This is a genomic window from Streptomyces sp. GbtcB7 (genome assembly GCF_019091445.1).
GTDB classification, from domain to species: domain Bacteria; phylum Actinomycetota; class Actinomycetes; order Streptomycetales; family Streptomycetaceae; genus Streptomyces; species Streptomyces mirabilis.
Genome location: NZ_JAGXJM010000015.1, coordinates 101,179 through 126,792 on the forward strand (window position 1 = coordinate 101,179; position 25,614 = coordinate 126,792).

24 protein-coding genes and 1 pseudogene are annotated in these 25,614 nt (G+C 70.3%); 14 read left to right on the forward strand and 11 right to left on the reverse strand.

From position 1 onward, the window contains the following. Window positions 1-15 precede the first annotated feature (15 nt). Window positions 16-1,218, forward strand: a complete 1,203-nt coding sequence (locus KVT44_RS24645; RefSeq protein ID WP_217568595.1) for an erythromycin esterase family protein — start codon at window positions 16-18, stop codon at window positions 1,216-1,218. Here the strand turns inward: KVT44_RS24645 and KVT44_RS24650 are convergent. Beyond that, window positions 1,143-2,240 (reverse strand): MFS transporter, encoded by a 1,098-nt coding sequence (locus KVT44_RS24650; RefSeq protein ID WP_254649817.1) that lies wholly within the window; start codon window positions 2,238-2,240, stop codon window positions 1,143-1,145. The two genes, KVT44_RS24645 and KVT44_RS24650, sit on opposite strands and share 76 nt — an antisense overlap. A 276-nt stretch (window positions 2,241-2,516) precedes the next feature. On the opposite strand from KVT44_RS24650, the pseudogene KVT44_RS58255 reads away from it, so the two are divergent. Both KVT44_RS58255 and KVT44_RS24655 read left to right on the forward strand, forming a co-directional pair. Further along, a pseudogene (locus tag KVT44_RS58255) lies at window positions 2,517-2,687 on the forward strand (beta-glucanase); the annotation flags it as partial. 14 nt (window positions 2,688-2,701) lie between these two features. Then, window positions 2,702-2,842, forward strand: a complete 141-nt coding sequence (locus tag KVT44_RS24655) for a hypothetical protein (RefSeq protein WP_217568597.1) — start codon at window positions 2,702-2,704, stop codon at window positions 2,840-2,842. A gap of 99 nt (window positions 2,843-2,941) precedes the next feature. Here KVT44_RS24655 and KVT44_RS24660 read toward each other — a convergent pair whose 3' ends face one another. Continuing rightward, complete coding sequence (locus KVT44_RS24660; protein ID WP_217568599.1) at window positions 2,942-6,316, reverse strand: pyruvate carboxylase; 3,375 nt, start codon at window positions 6,314-6,316, stop codon at window positions 2,942-2,944. A 378-nt stretch (window positions 6,317-6,694) separates the two neighbouring features. On the opposite strand from KVT44_RS24660, the gene KVT44_RS24665 reads away from it, so the two are divergent. The 4 genes from KVT44_RS24665 (at window position 6,695) to KVT44_RS24680 (ending at window position 11,281) form a co-directional block, all read left to right on the forward strand. Continuing rightward, window positions 6,695-7,168 carry a hypothetical protein gene (locus tag KVT44_RS24665; protein WP_254649818.1) on the forward strand — a complete coding sequence of 158 codons (474 nt, stop codon included), beginning with the start codon at window positions 6,695-6,697 and terminating at the stop codon, window positions 7,166-7,168. Window positions 7,169-7,343: 175 nt separating this feature from the next. Beyond that, a complete protein-coding gene (locus KVT44_RS24670) occupies window positions 7,344-8,078 on the forward strand; it encodes a carbonic anhydrase (protein WP_190170488.1) in 735 nt (244 codons plus the stop codon). An 83-nt stretch (window positions 8,079-8,161) separates the two neighbouring features. Continuing rightward, the gene (locus KVT44_RS24675) at window positions 8,162-8,734 is read left to right on the forward strand and encodes a hypothetical protein (RefSeq protein WP_217568601.1); all 573 of its coding nucleotides are present in this window, start codon (window positions 8,162-8,164) and stop codon (window positions 8,732-8,734) included. Between the two features lie 249 nt (window positions 8,735-8,983). Beyond that, window positions 8,984-11,281 (forward strand): FUSC family protein, encoded by a 2,298-nt coding sequence (locus tag KVT44_RS24680; RefSeq protein ID WP_217568604.1) that lies wholly within the window; start codon window positions 8,984-8,986, stop codon window positions 11,279-11,281. 19 nt (window positions 11,282-11,300) lie between these two features. Here KVT44_RS24680 and KVT44_RS24685 read toward each other — a convergent pair whose 3' ends face one another. Beyond that, window positions 11,301-11,840 carry a thioredoxin family protein gene (locus KVT44_RS24685; protein WP_217568605.1) on the reverse strand — a complete coding sequence of 180 codons (540 nt, stop codon included), beginning with the start codon at window positions 11,838-11,840 and terminating at the stop codon, window positions 11,301-11,303. A gap of 214 nt (window positions 11,841-12,054) precedes the next feature. Further along, window positions 12,055-12,615: a MauE/DoxX family redox-associated membrane protein gene (locus KVT44_RS24690; RefSeq protein ID WP_217568607.1), complete on the reverse strand. Its 561-nt coding sequence runs from the start codon at window positions 12,613-12,615 to the stop codon at window positions 12,055-12,057. A 217-nt stretch (window positions 12,616-12,832) separates the two neighbouring features. On the opposite strand from KVT44_RS24690, the gene KVT44_RS24695 reads away from it, so the two are divergent. Genes KVT44_RS24695 through KVT44_RS24715 form a run of 5 tightly spaced genes read left to right on the forward strand, consistent with a single transcriptional unit; the run spans window position 12,833 to window position 16,783 of the window. After that, a complete protein-coding gene (locus KVT44_RS24695) occupies window positions 12,833-13,000 on the forward strand; it encodes a hypothetical protein (RefSeq protein ID WP_165853921.1) in 168 nt (55 codons plus the stop codon). Between the two features lie 51 nt (window positions 13,001-13,051). After that, window positions 13,052-13,222, forward strand: a complete 171-nt coding sequence (locus tag KVT44_RS24700) for a hypothetical protein (RefSeq protein WP_168499662.1) — start codon at window positions 13,052-13,054, stop codon at window positions 13,220-13,222. Next, complete coding sequence (locus tag KVT44_RS24705) at window positions 13,222-15,108, forward strand: ABC transporter ATP-binding protein (RefSeq protein ID WP_217568609.1); 1,887 nt, start codon at window positions 13,222-13,224, stop codon at window positions 15,106-15,108. The genes KVT44_RS24700 and KVT44_RS24705 overlap by 1 nt, the downstream gene beginning before the upstream one ends. 25 nt (window positions 15,109-15,133) lie before the next feature. Further along, window positions 15,134-15,583 (forward strand): S26 family signal peptidase, encoded by a 450-nt coding sequence (locus KVT44_RS24710; RefSeq protein ID WP_217568611.1) that lies wholly within the window; start codon window positions 15,134-15,136, stop codon window positions 15,581-15,583. 57 nt (window positions 15,584-15,640) lie between these two features. Next, on the forward strand, window positions 15,641-16,783 hold the full coding sequence (locus KVT44_RS24715; protein WP_217568613.1) for a glycoside hydrolase family 64 protein: 1,143 nt from the start codon (window positions 15,641-15,643) through the stop codon (window positions 16,781-16,783). 108 nt (window positions 16,784-16,891) lie between these two features. Here the strand turns inward: KVT44_RS24715 and KVT44_RS24720 are convergent, their stop codons facing one another. Then, window positions 16,892-17,395 carry a MarR family winged helix-turn-helix transcriptional regulator gene (locus KVT44_RS24720; RefSeq protein WP_217568615.1) on the reverse strand — a complete coding sequence of 168 codons (504 nt, stop codon included), beginning with the start codon at window positions 17,393-17,395 and terminating at the stop codon, window positions 16,892-16,894. Window positions 17,396-17,522: 127 nt separating this feature from the next. On the opposite strand from KVT44_RS24720, the gene KVT44_RS24725 reads away from it, so the two are divergent. Continuing rightward, window positions 17,523-19,331 carry an FAD-dependent oxidoreductase gene (locus KVT44_RS24725; RefSeq protein WP_217568617.1) on the forward strand — a complete coding sequence of 603 codons (1,809 nt, stop codon included), beginning with the start codon at window positions 17,523-17,525 and terminating at the stop codon, window positions 19,329-19,331. A 158-nt stretch (window positions 19,332-19,489) separates the two neighbouring features. Here KVT44_RS24725 and KVT44_RS24730 read toward each other — a convergent pair whose 3' ends face one another. Then, a complete protein-coding gene (locus tag KVT44_RS24730; RefSeq protein ID WP_054235794.1) occupies window positions 19,490-19,834 on the reverse strand; it encodes a MerR family transcriptional regulator in 345 nt (114 codons plus the stop codon). A 542-nt stretch (window positions 19,835-20,376) separates the two neighbouring features. Between KVT44_RS24730 and KVT44_RS24735 the strand changes: the two genes are divergently transcribed. Then, window positions 20,377-20,751, forward strand: coding sequence for a hypothetical protein (locus KVT44_RS24735; RefSeq protein WP_054235795.1), 375 nt, complete (start codon window positions 20,377-20,379; stop codon window positions 20,749-20,751). A gap of 125 nt (window positions 20,752-20,876) precedes the next feature. Here the strand turns inward: KVT44_RS24735 and KVT44_RS24740 are convergent, their stop codons facing one another. From KVT44_RS24740 to KVT44_RS24760, 5 genes are all read right to left on the reverse strand, one after another. Next, entirely contained in the window at window positions 20,877-21,206 is a 330-nt protein-coding gene (locus KVT44_RS24740; RefSeq protein ID WP_217568809.1) for an SCO5918 family protein, read from the reverse strand. A 65-nt stretch (window positions 21,207-21,271) separates the two neighbouring features. Further along, window positions 21,272-21,592 carry a CBS domain-containing protein gene (locus tag KVT44_RS24745; protein WP_217568618.1) on the reverse strand — a complete coding sequence of 107 codons (321 nt, stop codon included), beginning with the start codon at window positions 21,590-21,592 and terminating at the stop codon, window positions 21,272-21,274. Window positions 21,593-21,638: 46 nt separating this feature from the next. Beyond that, the gene (locus KVT44_RS24750; protein WP_099918741.1) at window positions 21,639-23,183 is read right to left on the reverse strand and encodes a DEAD/DEAH box helicase; all 1,545 of its coding nucleotides are present in this window, start codon (window positions 23,181-23,183) and stop codon (window positions 21,639-21,641) included. A 441-nt stretch (window positions 23,184-23,624) separates the two neighbouring features. Then, a complete protein-coding gene (locus KVT44_RS24755; RefSeq protein WP_030872951.1) occupies window positions 23,625-23,828 on the reverse strand; it encodes a cold-shock protein in 204 nt (67 codons plus the stop codon). A 295-nt stretch (window positions 23,829-24,123) separates the two neighbouring features. Next, window positions 24,124-25,560, reverse strand: coding sequence for an MFS transporter (locus tag KVT44_RS24760; protein ID WP_217568620.1), 1,437 nt, complete (start codon window positions 25,558-25,560; stop codon window positions 24,124-24,126). Window positions 25,561-25,614 lie beyond the last annotated feature (54 nt).

A 25,614-nucleotide genomic window follows, 5' to 3' on the forward strand; every position in this document is an offset into this window, starting at 1 on the left:
GATACCGTTGAAGGCATGGCGACTGACATCAAGTACACCGCCCATGCCGTCGAGGCTGCCGCCGTCATGAGGCTGCTCCCGGCCCGGCCTCGGCTGCTCGCCCTGGGCGAGCCCACCCACGGCGAGGACACTCTGCTCGACCTGCGCAACGAGCTCTTCCGGCAGCTCGTCGAGCAGGAGGGCTACCGGACGATCGCGATCGAGAGCGACTGCATGATGGGCCTGGTCGTGGACGACTACGTCACTTCGGGCACGGGCACTCTCGACGAGGTCATGGAGCACGGATTCAGCCACGGCTGGGGCACCTCCGCGGCCAACCGCGAACTCGTGCGCTGGATACGGGCCTACAACGACGGCCGACCCGCGCCGGAACGGCTCCGCTTCGCCGGTTTCGACGGCCCGCTGGAGATCACCGGCGCCGCGAGCCCCCGGCAGGCCCTCACCGCACTCCACGGCTACCTCTCGACCCGGGTGGACGCGGACCTGCTCCCCTGCACCGGGGAAACGCTCGACCGCCTGCTCGGCGCCGACGACCGATGGACCGACCCCGCCGCGATGATGGACCCGGCCCAGTCCGTGGGGCAGTCGGCCGAGGCCGGCCGGCTGCGGCTGCTCGCCGACGATCTGGTGGCGCTGCTCGACACGCAGGCGCCACACCTGATCAGGGCGACCCCGCGGGACGACTGGGACCGGGCGCGCCTGTACGGGCGCACCGCCACCGGCCTGCTGCGATACCACTACTGGATGGCTCACACCTCACCGAGCCGTATGACCCGGCTGGTGGGCCTGCGGGACCAGATGATGGCCCACAACCTCCTCGCTCTCGCCGAACGGGGCCCGGCACTCATCCACGCCCACAACGGCCATCTCCAGCGGGTCAAGAGCACGATGCGGATGGGTGGGATGCCGCTGGAGTGGTGGAGCGCCGGTGCGCTGGTGAGTGCCCAGCTCGGCGAGGAGTACGCCTTCGTGGCCACGGCCCTCGGTACGATCCGGCACCAGGGAGTGGACACCCCGCCGCCGGACACCGTCGAAGGACTCCTGTACGCACTCCCGGAGGACCGCTGCGTCATCGACGCCCCGCGGCTGGCCACCGCCCTCGGCGACACGCCGCCCGCGCCCCGCGTGTCCCCGTGGTTCGGCTACTCCCCGCTGGACCCGGCCCACTTGGCGGACAGCGACGGGATCGTGTTCGTCAAGGACGTCCCACAGACCTGACGCCACTGACTTCGGCAGGCCACCCGCCGCAGGTGACGGTCAGCGGGCGGCGCGGCGCGTGTTGCGCAGGACGTTGGTGACGATGCCGTAGAACCAGGACCGCAGGCCGTCCCCCTCCGACGGCTCGAACGGCTCCAACAGCCCGTACGGTGCGAACGGCTCCAACGGCTCGTACGTGCGAACGGTTCGTACGACTCGGCGTCCGGGCCGCGACGCCGCGGTCTCCGGTCAGCCGGGCGGCATGGGTGTACACACATGCGCCTCGCCCGCGCCCACGGGCAGTAGGTCTGCCGGAAGCTGCCGACCACGATGTTGGCCACGGAGATGCCGATTCCGACGAAGAAGCCGCCTGTCGCGAACAGCAGTAGCTCCGGCCCCGCCGTCGTCATCGGCATCAGCAGCGCGAACGGGGCGGTGGCGCCCTGCAGGAGAAGCAGCCCGCGCGCGGTGCCGAACCGCCGACTGAACCCGTTGGCCAGCAGCGCGCCCACGATGCCGCCGGCACTGCCGCTGGTCAACAACAGCCCGACCATGGCCGGATTCAGTCCGACGGTGCGAACCAGGAACACGACCTGCACCGCTTGGTAGCCCATCAGCGCCATGCTGATCGCGGCACCCCAGGTGACCATCGGCCGCAGGTACGGGTCCCGGCCCACGAAACGGAGCCCTTCGACGATCTGCCGTCGGAGAGGGGGGCGTTCCTCGCCGGGAGCATGCTCCGGCTCGACCACCCTCATCCGCTTCAGGCAGCCCACGGAGATCAGGAACGTCACGGCGTCGGCCAGGAGCCCGGCCACCTGGACGGCGGCTTCGCTGCCCTGCAGTTTGGCGTTACCCTCCAAGAGGTTACGGCCGTCGAGCACGATCGGGATGTACGAGTGGTAGGCGGTGTTGAAGCACACCGCCGCGGTGCCGCAGATCAGCGCGACGACGACCAGGTGCTGAAGGGTGAGCGCGTCGAGCCACGCCGCCGCCGGAACGCTCAACAGCGCCGCGCCGGCCACCAGATCGCACGCGATCATCAGTGGGCGTTACCCAGAGCAGGCGAAAGTCCCGTTGGGTGAGTACTCCCCAGCCCGTTCGGGGCCGGTCCTGTGTGTCATTCATCGGGTCCACCCGAGGCATCATTCCGTGAGCTGCTCCAACCTGCCGTAGCGGTTTGGCAGTTGGCCTCATGTCGGGCGACGGCTCGGTGCCGAGTGCAGCCGGGACCTCGTTCACTCCGAAGAGTTGTTTCCCTGCTGGTCGAGGTTGAACGAGCATGCATCGCGCTCAAGCCGACATCAAGAAGGCCGCGGGTGTCCGACGTCGTCTTCACCGCGGACTTCGCCTCGACGCGGCAGTGGGTCGCGGGGCATTCCTGGGCCTGTTCCGACGGCGGCCCCGTCAACCCGGACGACGACAAGCTCGCCTACCTGGTCCCCGACCACTGCCGCACCGGCACCTTCCGTGCCACCCACCGCCGGCCGACGAGGTCTCCGCGATGGCGTTCGAGGTGGCACAGCCACTCGTCCACGGACCGAGCATGGTCGGCGACGGCCTCTGGCGTCGGCACACGACCGGCCGCGACACCGTGGCGCCCCGCGCACGCGGCACCGTCGCACTCGGCGCCGCGGCGCCGTAGCACCCGCTCGCCGCCCGCCTGTCGAAGATCAGGCGGGCGGCCGCAGGTCGGTCCTGACGGCACACGCGTGCTCGGTGCACGCGTGCTCAGTGACAAGCCTCAGCCGACCTCGATGAGCAGGTCGCCGCCTTCCACCTGCTGGATCCGGTTGATGGCCAGCCTGGTCACCCGGCCGGCCTTCGGGGCGGTGATGGAGGCTTCCATCTTCATCGCCTCGATGGTGGCCACGGTCGCACCGGCCTCCACCTCGTCGCCCTCGGCGACCGCGAGCGTCACCACACCGGCGAACGGCGCCGCCACGTGTCCGGGGTTGGCCCTGTCGGCCTTCTCGGTCACCGGTACGTCGGAAGCCGCCGCGTTGTCACGGACCTGGATCGGCCGCAGTTGGCCGTTCAGGGAGGACATCACGGTGCGCATGCCGCGCTCGTCCGCCTCACCGATGGCCTGGAGCTCGATGAGGAGCCGCACACCGGGCTCGAGGTCGACGGAGTACTCCTTGGCGGGGCGCAGCCCGTAGAAGAAGTCCTTGCTGTCCAGCACGCTGGTGTCACCGTAGGCCTGGCGGCGGGTGTCGAAGTCGCGCGTCGGCCCGGGGAACAGCAGCCGGTTGAGGGTCGAACGCCGGGACTTCTCCAGGCCCGTACGGTCCTCGGCGCTCAGCTCCGGTACGGGCTTGGCCTCTGCGCGGCCTTGAAGCGCCTTGGTGCGGAACGGCTCCGGCCAGCCGCCGGGCGGAGTGCCCAGTTCGCCGCGCAGGAAGCCGATGACGGAGTCGGGGATGTCGAACCTGTCCGGTGTCGCCTCGAAGTCCTCCGGCGCCACCCCGGCACCCACCAGGTGCAGGGCGAGGTCACCGACGACCTTGGAGGAAGGGGTGACCTTGACCAGGTGGCCCAGGATACGGTCCGCCGCCTCGTACATCGCCTCGATGTCCTCGAAGCGATCGCCGAGGCCGAGGGCGACCGCCTGGGTGCGCAGGTTGGACAGCTGGCCGCCGGGGATCTCGTGGTGGTAGACGCGTCCGGTCGGCGAGGCCAGGCCCGCCTCGAAGGGCGCGTAGATCCTGCGGACGCTCTCCCAGTACGGCTCCAGGTCACCGACGGCCCCCAGGTCCAGGCCGGTGGGCCGGTCGGAGTGGTCCGTGGCGGCGACGATCGCCGACAGCGACGGCTGCGAGGTGGTGCCCGCCATGGAGGCGACCGCGCCGTCCACCGCGTCGGCGCCGGCCTGGATCGCGGCGAGGTAGGTGGCGAGCTGACCGCCCGCGGTGTCGTGGGTGTGCAGGTGCACCGGCAGGTCGAACTCGCGGCGCAACGCCGACACGAGCGTGGCCGCGGCGGGTGCCCGCAGCAGACCGGCCATGTCCTTGACGGCCAGGACGTGTGCGCCCGCGGCCACGATCTGCTCCGCGAGGCGGAGGTAGTAGTCCAGGGTGTACAGCCGCTCCGACGGGTCGGACAGGTCGGAGGTGTAGCACAGGGCGACCTCGGCGATCGCCGTCCCGGTCTCCCGTACGGCATCGATGGCCGGGCGCATCTGGCCGACGTCGTTCAGCGCGTCGAAGATGCGGAAGATGTCGATGCCGGTGGCCGCGGCCTCCTGGACGAAAGCGTCGGTCACCTCGGTCGGGTAGGGCGTGTAGCCGACGGTGTTGCGGCCGCGCAGCAGCATCTGGAGGCAGATGTTGGGCACGGCCTCGCGCAGGGCCGCCAGGCGTTCCCAGGGGTCCTCGGCGAGGAAGCGCAGGGCGACGTCGTAGGTGGCGCCGCCCCAGCATTCCAGGGACAGCAGCTCGGGCAGGGTCCGGGCCACGGCCGGGGCGACGGCGAGGAGGTCCTTGGTGCGTACCCGGGTGGCGAGCAGGGACTGGTGGGCGTCGCGGAAGGTGGTGTCGGTGACGCCGATGGTCGGCGACTCGCGCAGCTGCCGGGCGAAGCCTTCCGGGCCGAGTTCGACGAGACGCTGCCGGGAACCCGCGGGCGGCTCACCGGCGGGCAGCGGCGGCAGCTTGGTGACGGGGTCGATCAGCTCGGGCCGTTCGCCGTGCGGCTTGTTCACCGTGACGTCGGCGAGGTAGGTGAGCAGCTTGGTGCCGCGGTCGGCGGAGTGGCGGGCGGTGAGCAGGTGCGGCCGCTGTTCGATGAACGATGTCGTGACCCGCCCGGCCTGGAAGTCGGGGTCGTCCAGTACGGCTTGGAGGAACGGGATGTTCGTGGCGACGCCCCGGATGCGGAACTCGGCCACGGCACGCCGGGCGCGGCCGATCGCGGACTTGAAGTCCCGGCCCCGGCAGGTGAGCTTGACCAGCATCGAGTCGAAGTGCGCGCTGATCTCCGTACCCGCGTGGGTGGTACCGCCGTCCAGACGGATACCCGAGCCGCCCGGCGAACGGTAGGCGCTGATCCGGCCGGTGTCCGGGCGGAAGCCGTTCGCCGGATCCTCGGTGGTGATACGGCACTGGAGGGCGGCACCGCGCAGGGTGACCGTCTCCTGGGAGAGCCCGAGATCCGCCAGCGACTCGCCCGAGGCGATGCGCAGCTGGGCCTGTACGAGGTCGACGTCGGTGACCTCCTCCGTGACCGTGTGTTCCACCTGGATGCGCGGGTTCATCTCGATGAAGACGTGGTTGCCGTCGCGGTCGAGGAGGAACTCCACGGTGCCGGCGTTGCGGTAGCCGATCTCGCGGGCGAACCGCACCGCGTCGGCGCAGATCCGGTCCCGCAGTACCGGATCGAGGTTCGGCGCGGGCGCCAGCTCGATCACCTTCTGGTGGCGGCGCTGCACCGAGCAGTCACGCTCGAACAGGTGGATGACGTTGCCCTGTCCGTCGGCGAGGATCTGCACCTCGATGTGGCGCGGATCGACGACGGCCTTCTCCAGGAAGACGGTGGGGTCGCCGAACGCCGACGTCGCCTCGCGGGAGGCCGCCTCGATGGACTCACGCAGTGTGGCCGGGTCCTCGACCCGCCGCATACCGCGCCCTCCGCCGCCCGCGACCGCCTTGACGAACACGGGAAAGCCGACGTCCTCGGCGGCGCGGACCAGTTCGTCGACGTCGGTGGAGGGCGCCGAGGAGCTGAGGACCGGCACGCCGGCCGCCCGGGCGGCCGCCACGGCGCGGGCCTTGTTTCCCGTCAGCTCGAGCGTGGCGGCGTCCGGGCCGACGAACGTGATGCCCGCCTCCTCGCAGGCGCGCGCCAGTTCCGGGTTCTCGGACAGAAACCCGTAGCCCGGGTAGACGGCGTCCGCACCCGCCTTGCGTGCGGCACGGACGACCTCCTCCACGGAGAGATAGGCCCGCACCGGGTGCCCCGGCTCGCCGATCTCGTAGGCCTCGTCGGCCTTCAGCCGGTGCAGCGAGTTGCGGTCCTCGTGAGGGAAGACAGCCACGGTTCGCGCGCCCAGTTCATAGCCAGCGCGGAACGCGCGAATCGCAATCTCGCCGCGGTTGGCGACCAGCACCTTGCGGAACATCCTGGATCCCTTCGGCCTGCCGGTGACGAGGACCATGCTGTCGGTGACGCCCCCGTTATGCCATGTGAACCGGGCCACTCCCGTCCATGCCCCTCTCGGAACACCGTGAATTCGGGGTGGATCGTCCAGGGCGGACGTACGTCGTCGCCCGCACGGGTGGTTCCCGCCACCATCATGGTGCCCCGCGTGCCCCGACGGATGCCTACCTGCCGCCGTACGACGGGGTCTCGGGCGGCGTCCTGGTGCGCCGTCGTCAAGAAGCAACCGTCGGCCGCGGTTGGCAGATTGTCGCCGTTGACCCGTATGTACGGCACATGACAGCGTCGGCCCTGCCCGGGCGGCAGGCCCCGGGCGCATCCGCAGAGGGGACCGATCGGCATGGGCGGCAGACGGGCCACGTACACGGTGGCGGCGGCCACAACAGCCGCACTTCTTCTCGGAGTCTCGGGCACGGCGGCCTCGGCCGCCGCCGGACCTTCCCAGGCCGCGACACCCCCGGCAGCCGTGCACGCCCTCGGCCAGAGCGACATCTCCCCGGAGGAGGAGGCCCACCTGCGGGAGGTGGCCGCCTCCATCTGGAACGCCGATCTGGCCGCCGGCTGGAACATGAACCCCGACGTCGCCGACGTCCTCTCCCAGGCGACCGGCGAAATCCTCCGGTGTTCCGAGGCCTTCGCGCTGGTACCCCGGCCGCCCGGCTTCCTCCCGGGCATCGGCTACCTGCTCAGCTACTGGAAGAACCTCAAGGACTACTTCCTCGTCGTGAAGGACAACCGGACCTATCGGGCCTGCGTGGTGACCGCGGCAGCGAACTACCGGTCGGCGATCGAGATGGCGTCGATGGGCATCTGACCTGCCGGCTGTGACGCTCCGCCACAGACCGTTCCAGGGCTCCGGGTCGTGGGCCATCGGTGGCAGAGTGGCCCGCGCCCGCGTGTGCCTCCCATCCTGTTCCCTCACCGCACTGCACACTCGCCCCTGGTCAAGACGTACGGAGACGTCTCGGTGGACTGAGAGGTCAGGGCTGATGGACAGAGCGGGACATCCCGATCGCAGAGTTCTTCTCGTCGGCGGTCTCGTGGCCGCCACGGTCACGCTTGCGGGGTGTTCGCCGACGAGCGCCGCCTCGTCGGCGACCAGCGCTCCGCCGGAACCGCCGCCGACCACGCCCGCCGCGGCGTTCACCAGACTGATGGAAGGCAACAAGCGCTGGGTGAGCGGCGATCTTCGACATCCCGACCGGGATCCGGACCGGCGTCAGTTCGTGGCCGAGAAGCAGGAACCCTTCGGGGCGATCCTCTCCTGCATCGACTCCCGGGTACCGCCCGAACTCCTCTTCGACACCGGGCTGGGTGACCTGTACGTGATGCGCACGGGCGGGGAGGCCATCGGTCCGGTGGTCACCGGTTCCGTGGAGTACGGGCCCATGACGAGCGGCACTCCGCTCATCGTGGTGCTCGGGCATCAACGCTGCGGCGCCATCGAGGCGGCGTACAAGTCCATCCGTGACGGCAAACCGCTGCCCGGCAATCTGGAGGCGATCGCCAAGGCCCTGCGTCCGGCGTACAAGCAGGCGGTCCGTGTGGGCGGTGCCGATCCGGTGGATTCCATGGCCCGCGCGCAGGTCACGCTGACCGCCGCCGACCTGCGCTCCAATCAGGACCTGGCCCCCCTCGTGAAGAAGGGTGCCCTCGCCGTGGTCGGCGCCTACTACTCGCTCGACACCGGCAAGGTGGAAGTCCTGGCCGGAGCGCCCGCCTGACCGGTCCGAGCCGCTGGCGGAGGGCACGGCCCGCATGACAGGGTCAGCCTGATCGGACACAGGCGGGCGACGAGGGTGAGTTCATGGATGCACAGACGTGGGACGCGCTGGTGGAGTCGATGAAGAGCGCGTACTCCGCGGGGCTCGCCGAGGGCGCCGTGCCACGGCCGGTCATCATGCCGCTGGTGCGCGGCGAGTTGGTCGGCCTGATCTGGGTGCGGCCGACCGAGCCCGGCAAGGACGCGCTCACCGGCATCGCCGAGCTCGCGAACATCGCCGCGGCGGCCGGCGCCGACGAGGTCGTTCTCGCCTGGGAGACCCACGACGTCGCCACCGCCTGCCAGTTGCCGGTCACCGGCCCGGTGCCGTGTCTGAACATGGTGCGCGCCACGAAGGACGGCCATGTGCTGCACCAGTTCCCCTACACCGAACAACCCCCGGCCCACTCCCCCGAAGGTCGGGGGTCGGCCGAGCCCGCATGGCAGCCCGCCGTCGAGCCACAGCCGGACGGCGAGTTGGTCCTTCCCGTCCAGGCCGCGGTCGACTACTCCTTCATCCCGCTCGAACTGGACCATCCCTCCCCGTTCGGCGTCACCGTCGTCCTCATGGAAGAGGACGGCTACAACGTCCGCCTGAACGAGGCGTTCGCCGGCTGACCGCCACCTCGGCAGGACGGTGACCTCCGCACCCGTCGCGTGGGCGCTCTGTGCGCCGAACGGCAGGCCGAGCTGCGCCGGGGAGCACTGCTCGGGGCGTGACGGGGCCCTGTGCGGGCACGCCCCGGCCGGGTGCGGGCGCGCCGCCTGGGTGGATCATGAGCAGAGATCGTGTTCGGGTGACGTCGCTCCGGAAGAGACGTCACACTCGGTGGGGCGTAGACCTGTCGACAGGAGGTGGCCGGGCACGTGCGGACATCCAGTCGAATCCGTCCCGCGTCGGTCGCGTCGTGGCTGCGCGACCGCGATCCCGAGCTGGCGGCGACCCGGCGTGCCGGGCGGACGGCGCTCGTCATGCCCGCGCTGTTCGCCCTGTGCAGCCAGGTCATCGGGTCACCGACGATGGCGACCTTCGCCGCGTTCGGTGCGTTCTCGATGCTGCTGCTCGTGGATTTCACCGGTCCGATGGTGCAGCGGCTACGCGCCCACCTCGGCCTCGCGGTGGCCTGGGCCGTCCTGATCTGTCTGGGTACGCTCGTGGCCGACAAGACCTGGCTCGCGGTCACCGCCATGGTCGTCATCGGTTTCCTGGTGCTGTTCTCCGGGGTGGTCAGCTCCGTCCTCGCGGGCGCCTCGACCGCACTGTTGCTGGCCTTCATCCTCCCGGTGACCTCGCCCGTCCCGTTCGCGGAGCTGCCCGCCCGGCTCGCGGGAGCGGGCCTCGCGGCAGCCGCCTCCATGCTCGCGGTCACCCTGCTGTGGCCCCGTCCCAGCGGGGACCCCCTCAGCGCACCGGCCGCACGAGTGTGCTGTGCGGCCGCCGAGCAACTGCGCACCGACGCGTCCCTCCTGGCGGGCGGGCCTGCCGCGCCGAGCACCGGTCAGTGCCGTACCAGAGCCGACGAGGCCGCCGCCGCGGCGGCCGAGCTGCGCACCGTCTTCGACGCCACCCCGTACCGCCCCACCGGCCTGTCCACCAGCTCGCGCGCCCTCGTCCGCCTGGTCGACGAACTGACCTGGCTCAGCAGCATCCTCGCCGACAGCGCGCCCCCGCTCGACGGTCGACCGGCCTGCGACATCGCCGCCCGGTCCGTACGCCGGGCCGCCGCGGCCGTACTCGACGAGGTGGCCGCGCTGCTCGACGCCCCGCGCGGCTCACCGGACGAACTGCACGCAGCCTCGGAGAGTCTGCGCAAGGCCATGGCCGACATGGAGCGCAACGCCACCACCCGGCTGCCCGTGCGCCGGGGCGGCGCCGGCACACCCTCACAGGTGCACCCCGTCATCGGAGCGCTGGACCTTTCGTTCCGCGCGCAGGAGCTGGGTTTCGCGACGCTGCAGATCGCGGACAACGTGGCCCTGGCCGCGGCCGCCGAACGCCGCAGCTGGTTCGAACGCCTGCTGGGCCGCGAGCCCGACGCCGTGACCCGACCGCTGGCGGCGGCGCGCGAGCGAGCCGCCGCCCACCTTCAGCCGGGGTCCGTCTGGCTGCACAACAGCCTGCGCGGCGCACTCGGCCTCGGCATCGCGGTCGGCCTCGCCAACGTGACCAGCGTCCAGCACTCGTTCTGGGTGCTCCTGGGAACCCTGTCCGTGCTGCGCTCGAACGCCCTCAACACCGGGCAGAACGCGGTCCGCGCCCTGGGCGGCACCCTCGCGGGTTCGATCATCGGCACCGGGCTGCTGCAGCTGATCGGCCACCACGGCACGGCGCTCTGGTTCCTGCTGCCCCTCGCCGTGCTCCTTGCCGGTATCGCCCCCGCCGCCATCTCCTTCGCCGCCGGCCAGGCGTCCTTCACCATCACCCTCGTCATCCTGTTCAACATCGGCCAGGACCCCGACTGGCACATCGTGCTGCTGCGGATCCAGGACATCGCCATCGGCTGCGCGGTGAGCGTGCTGGTGGGCCTGTTCTTCTGGCCGCGCGGCGCCACGGCAGCCGTCGACCGGGCGCTCGCCGAGGCGTACACGGACAGCGCCCGGTATCTGGCGGGCGCGGTACAGTACGCCGTCGGCCACTGCGGCACCGCCCCCACGCCCACGTCTGTCGAGGCCGCGCTGCGGGAGGGCGTCGAAGCGGCCGCGGCCGCGCGCAGGCTCGACGACGCGTTCCGCAGCTATCTGGCCGAACGCGGCGCCAAACCGGTTCCCCTGGCCGACATGACCACCCTGGTGACCGGCATCGTGGGGCTGCGCCTCGCGGCGGACGCGGTCCTGGGGCTGTGGCGGCGCGCCTGCGAACCGGACAGCGAGCCGAACCGGGCGGAAGCCGGCCTCGTCCTGCTGAGCGCCGCCGGTCAGATCTCCGGCTGGTACCAGGATCTGGCGGCCGGTCTCGGGCACAACGCCTCCGTCCGGGATCCGCTGCCGCGCAACCCCGCGGCCGAGGCACAGCTGGTCGAATCCCTCCGCCGCGACCTCAGCGACGAGCACGGGCAGGCCACGGACACGGCCGTCCGCATCATCTGGACCGCCGACCACCTCGACGCCGCCCGCCGGCTCCAGCCGAGCCTGGTCGCCGCGGCGAGGCCCGACGGTCCGTCCTGACCCGGGGCGGTGCCCGGGGTCAGACCGTGGCCTTCGAGGGGGCCGGCAGGCGGCCGGGGTCGAAGGCGGTGGCGCTGAGGGTGCCGTCGACGGTGATCAGGCCGAAGACCGGGTACCCGGTGATGTCGAAGGCCTCGCCGAGCGGCCCGTCGCCCGGCTCGACCACGACGTGGGCGACCTCGGACAGCGCCGCCACCTGCTCGCGGGCCTCCTCGTCGGTGCCGTGCACGACGGCGAGGACGCTGCGACCGGTCGCGCGGGCCGTGGTGCGCGCCTGCTCCACGAAGAGCGGCAGCCGCTCCTTGCAGGCCCGGCAGTCGGGCGAGAAGAAGCCCAGCATGGTCTCGCCGAGGCCCTCGCGGGTGATCCGCTCACCGGCGGTGGTGACGGCGGAGAAGCGGGGAACGGCGGAGCCGGCCGGGATGATCAGGCCGTCCGCCACCCGGTCGGCCTTCTCGTCGGCCTGGGCGCGGAGTTTGCGTATGACGCCGAAGGTGAGCAGCAGGTTCAGCAGACAGAGCACGGCGATGAGGACGACGGCGGTGACCAGAAAGGGCATGGGTGACTCCGGAGTCTCGTGTCATCGTGGGGCGGGGTGTCCGCCCATCGGATCGCGGGATGCGACGGCGCGACGCCGCACGGGTGTGCCGCGCGCCGTGGTGCTGCGGCGGCTGCGACGGGTGCGTCGCGGTGGCCGCCACGGTGGTGCGTGAACATCAACCACCCGGGAAGTCAGGAGGGTTGTCGCCTACCGGTTCGCCTGCTCGGGTCGCCTACGGGGCTGATCCGCGGACGCGTCCCGAGGTGCGTGGGGCGCCGTCGTCGAACAGCGTGCCCAGCTCGTCCGTGAAGATCACGAGCAGGGCGCCCACCAGCGCGCCGAACGCCGCGATCAGCACGCCCGCCGCCTGGGTCGGCGCCGGTGTCCCCGCGAGGGCGGCGGCCAGGCCGAACGCGGCCAGGGTGAGCAGCACGGTGTTCCGCACCACGTGGCGGCGGCCGATCGGCGCGGTGGAAGCGCCGAAGCAGGCGCAGGACGCCTTGGTTCCGCTGCGGACCGTACGGACGATTCCGGTGGTGAACGCTGCGAGCAGCAGCAGGGTCAGGACGAAGCCGGGCGCGCCGCCGGGCCCCAGGGCGAGCAGCACCACCGCGGCGCACTCCCCCACGACCACGGCCACCGCCACGAGGCGGCTCAGGCGGGCCGGAACGCCCATGGAACGGGCGGATTCCTCGAAGCCGCGGAAGGCCGCGGCGCCTCGTAGTTTTCCGGTCGCGGACGCCGCGAACACGATGCCGACGAGGAGTCTGACGGCAAGCAGGGCATAGGCCACGAGCAGCTCTCACCTCCCGGGACGACTGGACCAGAGGCAATGTAGCCCCAAGTCGACATGAGCAACAGTGGCCACTTTCGCCCACATCTTCCCAGGCGAAACTGGAAGCAATCCGTCAACTTCCGCACTCTTGCGCTCAATTGGCATCGCAACATAACTTCTGCTCCGGCCGGACCTTACCCCTGGTCCGGTCTTCACCCTACGAGGGAGGTCCGTGATGACCCGTGTGATCGGCACGATGGGCGACAAGTTGCTGGGCATGCTGCTGAAGGAGGACCGGGCCGGCGCCTGTGTCCCGGAGCACGGCACTTTCTGCAAGTGCACGAACCACGTCCGGTACGTCTTCAGCTGCAACGGCCCCTGTGTGAAGTCCGGCACCTGCTGACCCAGCCCCATCCCATCCCGTCACATCACGTCGCACGACCAGGAGGTAGTCATGAGGCGAATGATCGGCACGATGGGCGACCGACTGCTGCGGCTCGTACTCGACGAGCAGCGCGCGGGGGCATGCGTCCCCGAGGTGGGTCAGCTCTGTTACTGCAAGGGCGGACACCAGTACCGATTCGCCTGTAACGGCGTGTGCACCAAGCGCAGCAACACCTGCTGATGACGCACTCCGACCCACCTGCCGGTTCCCCGGAGGCCGCTTCACCTCCGGGGAACCGGCTGCGGGCCCGCGCCGCGTGGGCGGCGGTCGCCCTCCAGTTCCGCGCCACACCCGTCGGCGCCTCCCTGCTGTTCGGGGTGACCGTGGGAGTCGGCGTGACGCCGGCCGCCGCCGCCTGGCTCGCCAAGCTGCTCTTCGACGAACTCGGCCGCGGTGCACACGCCGACGCGCGGCACGCCGTCAGCCTCGGCATCGCCACGGCCGCGCTGGGCGCCCTCTCCGCCGTCCTTCTTCAACTGGCCGCATATCTGGACGAGTTGGTGCGCAGACGGCTCGTCGTCGAAGTCGAACGGACCCTGTTCGCCAAGGTCGACGAGTTCCGGGGACTGCGGCGGTTCGAGGATCCCGCGTTCCACGACCGGCTGCGGCTCGCCCAGCAGGCCTCGGAGGACGCGCCGCACAACGTCACCATGTTCACCCAGGAGGCGGTGCGTTCGGTGGCCGCGCTCAGCGGCTTCACGGGCGCCCTGCTCGCCGTCTGGCCCCCGATGGTGGGCCTTTTGTTCCTGGTCGGCGCCGCCGCACTGCTGGCCCGGCTGTCGCTGGCCCGCCGCCAGGTGGTGGTCTGGGAGTTGACCTCCGCCCGGCTGCGCCGCCACCTCTTCTACCGCTCGCTGCTGACCGACCCCCGCGCCGCCAAGGAGATCCGGCTGTTCGGCCTCGGCGGCTTCCTGCACGGCCGGCTGATCCGCGCGCTGAACGACGCCACCGAGGCCGAACTCGCGGTGGCCCGGCGTGGCGCCCTCGTGCAGTCGGCTTTCGCCGCGCTCAACGCCCTGGTCGCCGGGCTCGGTACGGTCGTGGTGGTCGCGGGCGCGGCCCACGGCAGATTCACGATCGGTGATGTGACGCTGTTCATCGCCGCCGCCGCGGGAGTGCAGGGGGCGTTCACCGGGATCGTGCTCCAGGCCGGATCGGCCGCGGAGGGCGTGCGGCTCTTCGGCCACTATCTCGACCTGCTCGACACCCCCGACGACCTGCCCCGGGGTGAGGCCCCCGCACCGACCCTCACCGGACGAATCGAACTGCGCGACGTCTGGTTCCGCTACGACGCCTCCGGCCCCTGGGTGCTGCGCGGGGTGAACCTGACCGTCCCGGCGGGCACCGCGATGGGCCTGGTGGGCCGCAACGGCGCCGGCAAGAGCACCCTCATCAAGCTGCTCTGCCGGTTCTACGACCCCGAACGCGGCGCGATCCTCTGGGACGGCACCGACATCCGGACCATGGACGTGGCCGAGCTGCGCCGCCGGATCGGCGTCACGTTCCAGGACTACATGACGTACGACCTCTCGGCGGCCGAGAACATCGGCATCGGCGATCTGCCGTACCGCGAGGACCTGGAGCGCATCCGCGACAGCGCGCGGCTCGCCGGCATCGACGCGACCCTGCGCGGCCTCCCCGACGGGTACGAGACCCAGCTCAGCCGGGTCCACCTCGACGAGGAGGACGGCACCCCCGGGGTCACCCTTTCCGGCGGCCAGTGGCAACGGGTGGCGCTGGCCCGCTCGTTGATGCGCGGCGACGCCGATCTGCTGATCCTGGACGAGCCCAGCTCGGGCCTGGACCCGGAGGCCGAGCACGAGGTGCACCGCACGCTCAGTCGCCACCGCCTTGGACGAACCGCGCTGTTGGTCTCACACCGGCCCGGCGCCCTGCGCGAGGCCGACGCGATCGCCGTGCTGGTGGACGGCCGGATCGCCGAACTCGGCTTCCACGACGAGCTCATGGCCCTGGGCGGCGGGCACTACGCCCGGCTGTTCGGCCTGCAGGCGGCGGGCTACGCCGAGCGCGGCGACCGGGGCAGAACCACGGAGGCGGCCACATGAGCCGCCCGGAACGGAAGGCGGACACATGACGGGGGCGGGGCGGACGACGGTGGCGATGGCAGCGGGCGCGGGCATGCTGCTCCTGTCCGTACGCGTACTGCGTTCACGCCTCGCCCTCATCAGGGTCACCGGGTCGAGCATGACCCCTGCCTTCGCGGACGGCGACCGGCTGCTGGTCCGCCGCACCACGCGCGTGCGGCGCGGCGACGCGGTGGTCTTCCGCAACCCCGTCCCGTTCGGCGACGGCGCGCCGGCCTGGCTGGTCAAGCGGGTCTCCGCCCTGCCCGGCGATGCCGTGCCGCCCGACGTACGCGAGATCGTCGGGGCCCCGGACGGCGGACTGGTGCCGCCCGGTTCCCTGATCGTCCGGGGCGACGCCGCCCGCACCCAGGACTCCCGCCACTTCGGTTACGTCCCCCAGGCGTCCCTGCTGGGCGTGGTACTCACCCGCCCGACTCCCCTCGGCCGCTCCTGAACCCACTACTCACGGCGGCGTCCGCTCGGCACATCCGCGAACTGCCGCGCTTCTCGCATGCCCCTCACCTACTCCGTCGGCGGCGGAGGGGGCGGGGGCGGCAGCTTCCCGATCATCTTCCAGAACAACACCCGTGGCACGTACACCGACGCACAGATCCACGTCACCGTGCTCGGCCAGGTGACGCCCGGTCAGTGGTCGTACATGAAGGCCGACGGAACCATGACCCACATCAACCACCTGGACGCGAACGCGCCCGGACACCTGACCAAGAACGGCGTGAACTACCCCAACATGTCGTTCACGCTCGCCCAGTCGGGCGGTTCGGTGCCTTCGCCGACGTCGATCCGCGGCGGGCGGATCTACGTCTCCCTCGGCTCCCCGCTGTACATCCCGGTCTCCCCGGACGACCAGGGCTGGGGCGGCCCCGACCTGCGCAATCCGAACGACCCCAACACCGACGTCTACTACGACTGGTACGAGTACACGTACGTCTTCGGGCAGGTGGCCTTCGGCGGCAACACCACCCAGGTCGACCAGTTCGGCTTCCCGATGACCTCACGTCTGACGCAGACGTCGAGCGGCTACGACACCACACGGGGCATCACACTGACCCGCGCCCAGGTGACGTCCCAGTACGCCGCCTCGGTGGGCGCGGCCTTCAAGCCGCTGCAGAACACCTACCGGATCATCGCGCCGCGCTCCTCCGACCTCTTCCTCGCAGGAGGCTTCCAGGCGAACTACCTCCAGTCGACCATCGACCAGACCTGGTCCTACTACTCCACGCACCCGTTCAGGCTGACCCGGCTCGGTGAGACCTTCACCGGCGGTGTCTCCGGGACCACGCTCACCTTCACCAAGAACGGCGCCGGTCCCTATGCCCTCCAGAAGCCGTCCTCCCCGGACGTCGTGGCCTGCGCGGGCGCGCTGGCCTCGGGCAGCGACCCGGAGAAACAGCTCGGCGCGGAGTTCTGCGCCGCGTTCAACCGGGGCGTGGCCCTCGACACCTCGGCCTGGTACACCCCGTCCGCCTACTACACCGGAGGCATCAGGAACGACTACGCCGCCTTCCTCCACACCGTCGGCCTCGACCGGCGCGCCTACGCCTTCCCCTACGACGACATCAACGACCAGTCGTCCGTGCAGATCCTGGGCAACGCGAACCCGCCGACCGGGCTGACGCTCGGCATCGGCTGGTGATCCACACGCAGTGAAGAGGGGACGGCCCGGAGGTCCGGCGCCGGAGAGCCAGGCGTCGGCGTTCGAACCGCCCCCTCCCCCAACAGGAGCGGGTTCTCCGAGGCCCGGTCAGCGGGGTGTGGTGCGCAGGTCGATACCGCGGCGGTGGGCGTCGGAGGCCACGACCTGGGCCGCCAACTGGGACAGCCGCTGCCGGTCGGCGTCCGGGAGCGGCGCGACGGACAGCTCGATCCGCTCGGCGAACTGTGCCGCGAGCTGTTCGATGAGCTGTCGGCCGGCGTCGGTGATGGACACCTGGAACGCGCGGCGGTCGTTCACGCTGACGGTGCGCGTGACCAGGCCGCGACGCTGTGCGCGGTCGACCAGGCCGCTGATCGAGGACTTGTCCAGGCCGAGCAGCCGACCGAGCTGGTTCATCGTCGGCTCCCGGTCCCGCAGCACCCCGAGCAGTCGCGCCTGGATGATCGACAAGTCGTGCTGCCCGGCGATCTCGTCCAGGGCGTTGTGCACCAGAAACGACAGCTGGGCGAGGGCATCCACGTCCACCGGCCCGGGTTCCCCACCTGTGCGTGACGGTGCGACCGAGGGCGGCGTGTCGTTGGGAGAAGTCATGCTCCGATTCTACTTGCAAAGGTACGTGGCGCGAACTACTTTAGTTCGCGCCACGTACCAACCTTGGTGCGCCGCCGTCGAGCGTGCTGAACCGCTCGGACACCTACTGCCGACGGAGAGCTGAGCCATGACTCACACCCCGGACACTGACGTGATCATCTGCGGAACGGGAGCGGCCGGATTAACCCTCGCCATCGACCTCGCCCGCCGGAATGTCGGATTCCTGCTGATCGACAAGGCGGCGCATCCGTTCATCGGCTCCCGCGGCAAGGGCATTCAGCCCCGAAGCCAAGAGGTGTTCGAAGACCTCGGCGTGATCGACCGGATCGTCGCGTCCGGGGGTGAGTACCCCGTCCAGCGCTTCCACACCGACGAGGGGCCGGTCGACAAGGCCGTCGTCGAGATGTCGGATCCGACGCCGGACGAGCCGTACCAGATCCCGTTGCTCGTCCCGCAGTTCCTCACCGAGCGCCGGCTGCGGGAACGGCTGACCGAGCTCGGCCACGCCCCGCACTACAGCCACGAACTCGTCGGCTTCGACCAGGACGCCGACGGCGTGACCGCTCGGATCGCGACCCCTGACGGCGAGCGGACCGTGCGGGCCTCGTACCTGATAGGCGCCGACGGCGGATCGAGCTTCGTCCGCAAGGCCCTCGGCATCGGCTTCCCCGGCAAGACCCTCGGCGTCCGGGCGATCGTCGCGGACGTACTGGTCGACGGCGTCTCGTCGGACGCCTGGCACCGTTGGGGCGAGGACACGGCGGCGCAGGTGTCGATGTGCCCGCTCTACGGCACCGACATGTTCCAACTCCAGGCCCCGATCCCGTTCGATGTCGACATCGACCTTTCGGCCGAGGGGCTGACCTCGTTCTTCCGCGAACGCACCGGCCGGAACGACGTCGTGATCCGTTCGGTGTCCTGGGCGTCCGCGTTCGAGATGAACGCCCGGCTGGCCGACACCTACCAGCGCGAGCGGGTGTTCCTGACCGGGGACGCGGCACACTGCCATCCGCCGACCGGCGGACAGGGCCTCAACACGAGCGTCCAGGACGCCTACAACCTCGGCTGGAAACTCGCCGCCGTGCTCGACGGCGCTCCGGAATCGTTGCTGTCGACCTACGAGAAGGAGCGTCGGCCGATCGCGCAGGCAGTCCTCGGCCTCTCCAAGCGGCTGCTCGAAGCGGCCAAGAACCGAGACACCCACCGGGGCCGCGAGGTGAGTCAGCTCGATCTCGGCTACCTGGACTCGCCCTTGTCGATGACCGGTCCGGACCGCGACCACGGCGTCCTGGCCGGCGACCGCGCGCCCGACGCGCCGGTGACCGGCGCGGGTGGCCTCCCCACGCGCTTGTTCACCTTGTTTCAGGGGCCCCACTGGACCCTGCTCGGCTACGACGTCGACGACGCCCCGGCACCGGCGCCGCGCACTGGCCTGCACATCCACCTCATCGGCGGCGGGGGCGACATCCTCGACACCGGCGGCCATGTCCACAGCGCATACGGACTGTCGTCCGAGCAGTGGGTGCTCGTCCGTCCGGACGGATACGTCGCGGCTGTGGTCGGCACGGCCGACCTCGGCTCACTCGCCACCTACTTCGAAGCCGTCGGCATCCGCCCCGTGACGGTGGCGCAGCCGCACCACACGGAAACGAGCGCCGACATGCCCGCACCGAGCCCTTCGGCCGCCCCCCGCACCCGACGTGAGCACCGTCGGATCCGCAGCGCCGCCGAGCAGCGACTCGCCACCGCCCAACGCGAGCTCCAGCAGCTCTCGCGCCAGGTCCAGCGCGATCTGCGCAGCGTCCGCCGGCAAGGGGAGACCACCGCGATCGTCGCCCGCTCGAACTTCGCCGAGCTCGCGGTCCAGAGCATCACCCGGTTGGCGGCCAACCTCCGCACCGATCCCAGCGAGCGAAGCGGCCGGAGCGACCAGTAGCTCCTCGGCCGCCCTGGCGACGACGAGGCGAATGCCCCATACGGGTGATCCTCCACATGGCGCGTCAACTCCGTTGCGCCGCGCGGCCCACCACGGAGCACGACCGTGATCCCGTTGAGCGGCTCACGGTGGGGCATGCGTGGTGGGGCCGTACGCGCTCAGCCCGAACTGGAAGTGTCGGACACCTCGTTCGCGGCGCGACGGTACTCGGCGTTGATGCGCTGCGCTTCCTCGAGTTGGTCCTCGAGGATGACGATGCGGCAAGCGGCCTCGACCGGGGTTCCCCTGTCGACGAGCTCGCGGGCGCGGGCGGCGATCCTGAGTTGGTAGCGGGAGTACCTCCGGTGCCCACCCTCCGAGCGCAGCGGAGTGATCAGGCGGGCTTCCCCGATGGCCCGGAGGAAGCCGGGAGTCGTGCCGAGCATCTCGGCGGCCCGGCCCATCGTGTACGCGGGGTAGTCGTCGTCGTCCAGGCGACCACTCAGTGGAGTATCTGCTGTCATTTCACCTCGTTGTGCAACGCGTCGAGGGGCCCCGATGCCGTACGGCACCAGGGCCCCGAAGGAAATTGAACACCATCTGTCGGCACTACCGCTCTGCCGACCTGTTGTTTCCGCTACCTGGCCCCTGTGAGGGGGCGGGAATGCGGGGTTCGCGGATGCGTGACCGGGGACCACCTTCCATTCCGGGGTCTTGCGGCACCCGACCTCGTGCATGTCGGCCGGGCGATCCCGATGGCGTCGGCTCCTTCCGTACCTCCGCTGAATCAACTCACTTGCCAGGCGGCGAGGCCGGCGGTCTCGTCACCGTCCTACGGACAGCTCGGCTTCGAGACCTCTCAGCCACCCCGACCTGCGAACTTCTGCACTACGAGAGAAACACTAATCACGCAACAGCCCAATGTCTACTCTGTCAAACATAGATTTTAGGTTGCTCAGGGCATCGATATTCTCTGTAGAGCGGGCCATACGGGCAGGTGGCAGTGGGGGCGCGGCGGTCGACCGACTCCAGCGCTCGGATCGCGCACCGAATAGAATCGGCTTTCATGTCGAACCCTGACGAGCTGCTCGTGGATCTCTGCGCCCTGGTGGAGTCCGAGCAGAGCAATCAGATGTCATTGACCGTGGTGGTCGGCGGTGCCGTCATCACCGGGCGGCTGGCTCCCGAAGGCGTATGGAGGGAGCGCGTGTCGGAGGTCCTGAAGGACTCGGACCGCCTGGGCCCCTTCTCCGACGTCTTCTCCGCCGACCGGACAGTGGGCCGGCCCGAACCCGGCGGGGCCCCCACACATCTGCACTTCCACCTCGCCCGGATCCTGCAGGGCAGCGTCGGGATTCCCGAGACGGGCGGAATGTATCGCGTCGCGATCAAGGACGTCAGCGCCTGGACCGTGGGCGACTTCAGTTACTCCGACCAGTGAGGCACCGTACCCGGACCGCTCCGGTCGGCCGGGAGCCGTCGGCCGGACGGTGACACGCGAGGGGGCCCTGCCGACGCGCGTCGGCAGGGCCCCCTCGCTGTCCTGGTGTCAGCTTCCGTCGGTTCTCACAGTCCCAGCGGCGCGGCGCTGCCGAGCAGCGCCGACGCGGTCTGCAACGGCGTAAGGGCCCGAACGGCGGTCACGGACTCACGGGTGGGCTCATGGGTGCCTTGACAGGTGAAGCCGAGTCGCGTCATGGCCCGGGTGACTTCCCCGCTGGTGAAGTCGCGGGGGTCCTGCCGGGTGATGACCACGCCCACTTGCTTGGCGGGGTAGTGGCGGCGGCCGATGAGCACGGACTCCCCCGTGATGGGCTCCGGCTTGACGCCCTTCATGGAGGCAAGTACCCCGCTCTTGGTGAGGTCGAAGGGGAACCGGGCGATGACGCAGCGCATGATGCCTCGCAGGGAAGGAAGAAGGGAGAGGGAGAACCGGGGCTGATGCCGCATGGTGAGCCGGATCAGAGGGAGACGGTGAGGGCGAGGGCACCCGGACCGCGGCCGTGCGGTCCGCCGGCGCCGAGGACGTCCCGTACACGGATCCGGTCCGTATAGGCGGGGCTGTCACGGATCACGGCGAGTTGGGCCCGCGTGACCGAGCCGGTGCAGTGTTCGTCCTGGTCGCAAAGGAGCAGGTACTCGACACGGGCACTGGCCATGAGAAACAGGGCCACCTCGACGGTGATGTCGTCACCGACTCGCGGTCCGGATGTGTCCGAGGCGTCGAACACGGTCGTGGGAACGGAACCGACCAGGCGTTGCTGCGTCTGAACCAGCGTCAAAGGGGTCCTCCTGGATGGGCGGGTGGGGTTTCCGATCACGAAGGTTCTAGGCCGCCGCTGTGACCGCGGACGACCGCCGCGGCGTACGGCGTGCCGCCTCGCCGGTGGACCGGCCCTCGCCGGTGGATCGACCCTGGCCGGTACGGCCGCGCCGGCCCCGGGACGGGGAAGAGGAGCCGCGCCGAGGACGTTCCACGACCGGCGCGGTGATGGTGACCGCGATCCCCGAGGGGGCCTGGGCGCCGGTGATGCGACTCAACTCGGCTTCGCCCGAGCGCACTTGGGTGGTCTGGGGAGTGATGCCGGCGGCAGTCATCAGTCGGCTCATGTCGCGTCGCTGCTGAGGTGTCACCAGGGTGACGACGCTGCCGGACTCGCCGGCGCGGGCCGTGCGGCCGCCCCGGTGCAGATAGTCCTTGGGGTCGCTGGGCGGGTCCACGTTCACGACCAGGTCGAGGTTGTCGACGTGGATCCCGCGCGCCGCGACATTGGTCGCCACCAGCACCGTCACATGCCCGGTCTTGAACTGGGCCAGGGTCCGTGTGCGCTGCGGCTGGGACTTGCCTCCGTGCAGAGCCGCGGCACGGACGCCGCTGTTCAGCAGGTGTTCGGTCAGCCGGTCCACGGCGTGCTTGGTGTCCAGGAACATGATCACCCGGCCCTCGCGTGCCGCGATCTCGGTGGTCGTCCGCTGCTTGTCCGCGCCGTGCACGTGGAGTACGTGGTGCTCCATGGTGGTGACCGCGCCCGCGGACGGGTCGACGGAGTGGACCACCGGGTCGGTCAGGTAGCGGCGGACCAGGAGGTCGACGTTGCGGTCCAAGGTGGCCGAGAACAGCATCCGCTGCCCCTCGGGGCGCACTTGGTCGAGCAGCGCGGTGACCTGGGGCATGAAGCCCATGTCGGCCATCTGGTCGGCCTCGTCGAGGACGGTGATGGCGACCTGGTCCAGACTGCATTCGCCGCGGTCGATGAGGTCCTTGAGCCGGCCCGGCGTCGCCACGACGACCTCGGCCCCGCCGCGCAGTGCACTGGCCTGCCTGCCGATCGGCATTCCACCGACCACCGTGGCCAGCCGCAGTCGCACGGAACGGGCGTACGGAATGAGAGCGTCGGTGACCTGTTGGGCCAGCTCTCGGGTGGGTACGAGGACCAGGGCCAGCGGCAGCCGCGGCTCGGCGCGCCGACCGGCCGTACGGGCCAGCAGGGCGAGACCGAAGGCGAGGGTCTTGCCGGAGCCGGTGCGGCCACGGCCGAGTACGTCACGGCCCGCGACGGAGTTCGGCAGGGTCGCCGCCTGGATCGGGAACGGTACGGTCACGCCTGCGTGGCCGAGCTCGGCCAGCAGCGGCGTCGGCAGGGCGAGATCGGCGAACGCCTCGACGGGGGGCAGCGCGGGGGTGATCGTCGTCGGCAGCGCGAACTCACCTTGCGGCATGGTCTGTTGGCGTCCGTAACCCTTCGCGCGGCTGGGAGCACCGGAGCGGCCAGAGGATGCGGCTCCGAAGCGGCTGCCGCCCCTTTGGGAACCAGAATTTCCGGCGCGGGTTCGGGTGCGGGCGAAACGATCATTTGTACGCGTGCGGTTCATGTGGAACCTTCCTTGATGTGGCACGTATCAAGGAATTCCCGCAGCGAATGAACAGCGCAGAGAATCGCAAGAACGAGCCGAAAATGATGCGGAGCCGAATCGGTCGGCCGGATCGGATCAGTCAGATCAGTCAGATCGGTCGGATCAGTCGGATCGGCAGGGAATGCTTTCGGAATACGCCGGCGTAGAGAGCGGCGCGATCTCGACAGTGAGATCGGGCATTCCGTGAGTGAGGCCTTGGCGGATTTACATCCGGAGCGTTGGGGTGGAGCATCCCCGGGGGATCCGGTGGAGTCCCCCAAGGGGCGGGGCCGCGGCGCCCCTGCATCATGCCGTGGGTGACATCACCACGGCCCTGACGGAGCGGCTGCGTCCCGGAAAGCGGCGAGCTGGGGCCCGCACCCCAAGGTGCGGGCCCCAGCTGCGAAGTACGTGTCAGCGTCAGGCGGGAACGATGTTCTCAGCCGTCGGGCCCTTCTGGCCCTGCGCGATGTCGAAGGTCACCTTCTGGCCCTCCGACAGCTCACGGAAGCCCTGGGCGGCGATGTTCGAGTAGTGGGCGAAGACGTCCGCGCCGCCGCCGTCCTGCTCGATGAAGCCGAAGCCCTTTTCCGCGTTGAACCACTTCACGGTACCGGCAGCCATGTCAAATCTCCTTCGGGACGGTGTTCGGAGTCTCGCACTGTGCGCACTCCGCGTCGCCGTGATGATTATCCCGCCGGAAAATTCGCCGGAGCCGAAAAAGAGCGTCACCAGCAGAAGAAGCCGGTGAGGGCACTTGCAAGATTTCGGGAACCACAACTGCAACTGAGATCTACAGTAGCACGTTGCGATCGATCGTGTGCGCTGAATAACCCCGCTCCGCCTGCCGATACAGGAAACCTCGCTGCACCTTCCGTCATTTTCTCACTTCACGGGCACAGATATTGGCTCAATCGGCTCACCGCGATTGCGGGGAGGTGGGGCGACTCGTGTCCTTCTTCGGCCGTGCCGCGTGGGCCACGAGGAGCAGGAACAGTCCGCAGGTGGCGACCAGGATCCAGCCCGGGCGGGACGCGTGTGCGAGTCCCGTCGGGGCGGTGCCCGCGACCAGGCCGCCGGCGATGGCTATGCCGAGCGCGGAGCCGAGCTGGCGTGCGGTGGATGTGATCGCTCCGGCCACGCCGGCACGGGTGGAAGGCAGTCCGCTCACCGCGGTGTTGGTGATCGGCGCGTTGGCGAAGCCGAACCCGACGCCGATGAGCAAGTAGGCCGACAAGAGCAGGAACACGCTCGTGTGCTGGTCGAGCCCGACCAGGCAGAGCCCGCCCACCGTGATGAAACCGCCGGCCAGGACAAGCGGCAACCGCGGTCCGGTACGACCGACCAGGCGGCCGGACAGCGGTGCGCAGACGGTCGCTCCGACAGCCATGGGCAAGGTCGCCACCCCGGCGGCCAGTGGTGTCCATCCTCGGGCGTGTTGCAGGTAGAGGGTGTTGAGCAGGAGCGTCACATTCAGGGCGACGAAGACCGCCACCGCGCCCAGCACGGCACTGCTGAAGACCGGATGCCGGTAGAGCCGTAGATCCATCAGCGGTTCGCTCCGGCGGGATTCGACCGACACGAATCCGACTGCCGCCACGACAGCGATCGCGTACGCGACCAGCGCCGGAAGCGACGCCCAACCGATGCGCGGTCCTTCGATGAGGACGCCGACCGAGACGCCGATGACCACCGTCAGCAGGGCCTGCCCCGGGAGGTCGAGCCGCTGTGCCCGCGGCGCCCGGGACTCCGGCACGAACAGCGCGCTGAGCCCGAGGGCGGCCACGATGACCGGCGCGTTGATCCAGAACACCGACCGCCAGCCGAAGCCCGCGATGAGGGCCCCGCCCGTCACAGGGCCGGCGGCCATGCTGAGCCCGAAGACCGACGCCCAGACACCGATCGCCTGTGCCCGCTCCCTCGGGTCGGGCATCGCGTTGACCACGATCGCGAGCGCCACGGGACTGAGCATCGAGGCGCCGATCCCCTGGACGGCGCGGGCCGCGATCAGCACGCCCACCGAAGGGGCGATCGCACAGACCAGCGAGGCCGCACCGAACACGACCAGGCCGACCTGGAACACCCGTCGGCGTCCGAACCGGTCCGCCAGCGCGCCGGAGGAGATCAGGAGACTGGCCAGGACGAGCGTGTACGCGTCCACGGTCCATTCGAGGCTGCGGGTCCCGATGCCCAGACCGTGCCCGATCGCCGGCAGTCCGACATTGACGATGGTGGTGTCCAGGCCCACCAGGAACATGCTCAGACAGCAGACGGCCAGCACCGTCCAGCGTCTGCGTGCGCTCAGAACGGGCTGGCTGGGGTCAAGTGGCTGAATGGGATGGGTGGTCGCGGTCACCTGGTACCTCTCACGTCCGGAAGGGGCTGCCCGGCAAGGCTCAGGCCGGACCGC

Excerpts from the sequence above, each read along its gene's own strand:
- KVT44_RS24670 (WP_190170488.1), top strand. The coding sequence starts at position 7,344 with ATGGACAGAGCGGGACATCCCGATCGCAGAGTTCTTCTCGTCGGCGGT.
- KVT44_RS24720 (WP_217568615.1), bottom strand. The coding sequence starts at position 17,395 with ATGACTTCTCCCAACGACACGCCGCCCTCGGTCGCACCGTCACGCACA.
- KVT44_RS24665 (WP_254649818.1), top strand. The coding sequence starts at position 6,695 with ATGGGCGGCAGACGGGCCACGTACACGGTGGCGGCGGCCACAACAGCC.
- KVT44_RS24705 (WP_217568609.1), top strand. The coding sequence starts at position 13,222 with ATGACGCACTCCGACCCACCTGCCGGTTCCCCGGAGGCCGCTTCACCT.
- KVT44_RS24740 (WP_217568809.1), bottom strand. The coding sequence starts at position 21,206 with ATGCGCTGCGTCATCGCCCGGTTCCCCTTCGACCTCACCAAGAGCGGG.
- KVT44_RS24675 (WP_217568601.1), top strand. The coding sequence starts at position 8,162 with ATGGATGCACAGACGTGGGACGCGCTGGTGGAGTCGATGAAGAGCGCG.
- KVT44_RS24655 (WP_217568597.1), top strand. The coding sequence starts at position 2,702 with ATGGCGTTCGAGGTGGCACAGCCACTCGTCCACGGACCGAGCATGGTC.
- KVT44_RS24695 (WP_165853921.1), top strand. The coding sequence starts at position 12,833 with ATGACCCGTGTGATCGGCACGATGGGCGACAAGTTGCTGGGCATGCTG.
- KVT44_RS24650 (WP_254649817.1), bottom strand. The coding sequence starts at position 2,240 with ATGATCGCGTGCGATCTGGTGGCCGGCGCGGCGCTGTTGAGCGTTCCG.
- KVT44_RS24715 (WP_217568613.1), top strand. The coding sequence starts at position 15,641 with ATGCCCCTCACCTACTCCGTCGGCGGCGGAGGGGGCGGGGGCGGCAGC.
- KVT44_RS24700 (WP_168499662.1), top strand. The coding sequence starts at position 13,052 with ATGAGGCGAATGATCGGCACGATGGGCGACCGACTGCTGCGGCTCGTA.
- KVT44_RS24710 (WP_217568611.1), top strand. The coding sequence starts at position 15,134 with ATGACGGGGGCGGGGCGGACGACGGTGGCGATGGCAGCGGGCGCGGGC.
- KVT44_RS24725 (WP_217568617.1), top strand. The coding sequence starts at position 17,523 with ATGACTCACACCCCGGACACTGACGTGATCATCTGCGGAACGGGAGCG.
- KVT44_RS24735 (WP_054235795.1), top strand. The coding sequence starts at position 20,377 with ATGTCGAACCCTGACGAGCTGCTCGTGGATCTCTGCGCCCTGGTGGAG.
- KVT44_RS24685 (WP_217568605.1), bottom strand. The coding sequence starts at position 11,840 with ATGCCCTTTCTGGTCACCGCCGTCGTCCTCATCGCCGTGCTCTGTCTG.
- KVT44_RS24730 (WP_054235794.1), bottom strand. The coding sequence starts at position 19,834 with ATGACAGCAGATACTCCACTGAGTGGTCGCCTGGACGACGACGACTAC.
- KVT44_RS24645 (WP_217568595.1), top strand. The coding sequence starts at position 16 with ATGGCGACTGACATCAAGTACACCGCCCATGCCGTCGAGGCTGCCGCC.
- KVT44_RS24755 (WP_030872951.1), bottom strand. The coding sequence starts at position 23,828 with ATGGCTGCCGGTACCGTGAAGTGGTTCAACGCGGAAAAGGGCTTCGGC.
- KVT44_RS24660 (WP_217568599.1), bottom strand. The coding sequence starts at position 6,316 with ATGTTCCGCAAGGTGCTGGTCGCCAACCGCGGCGAGATTGCGATTCGC.
- KVT44_RS24750 (WP_099918741.1), bottom strand. The coding sequence starts at position 23,183 with ATGAACCGCACGCGTACAAATGATCGTTTCGCCCGCACCCGAACCCGC.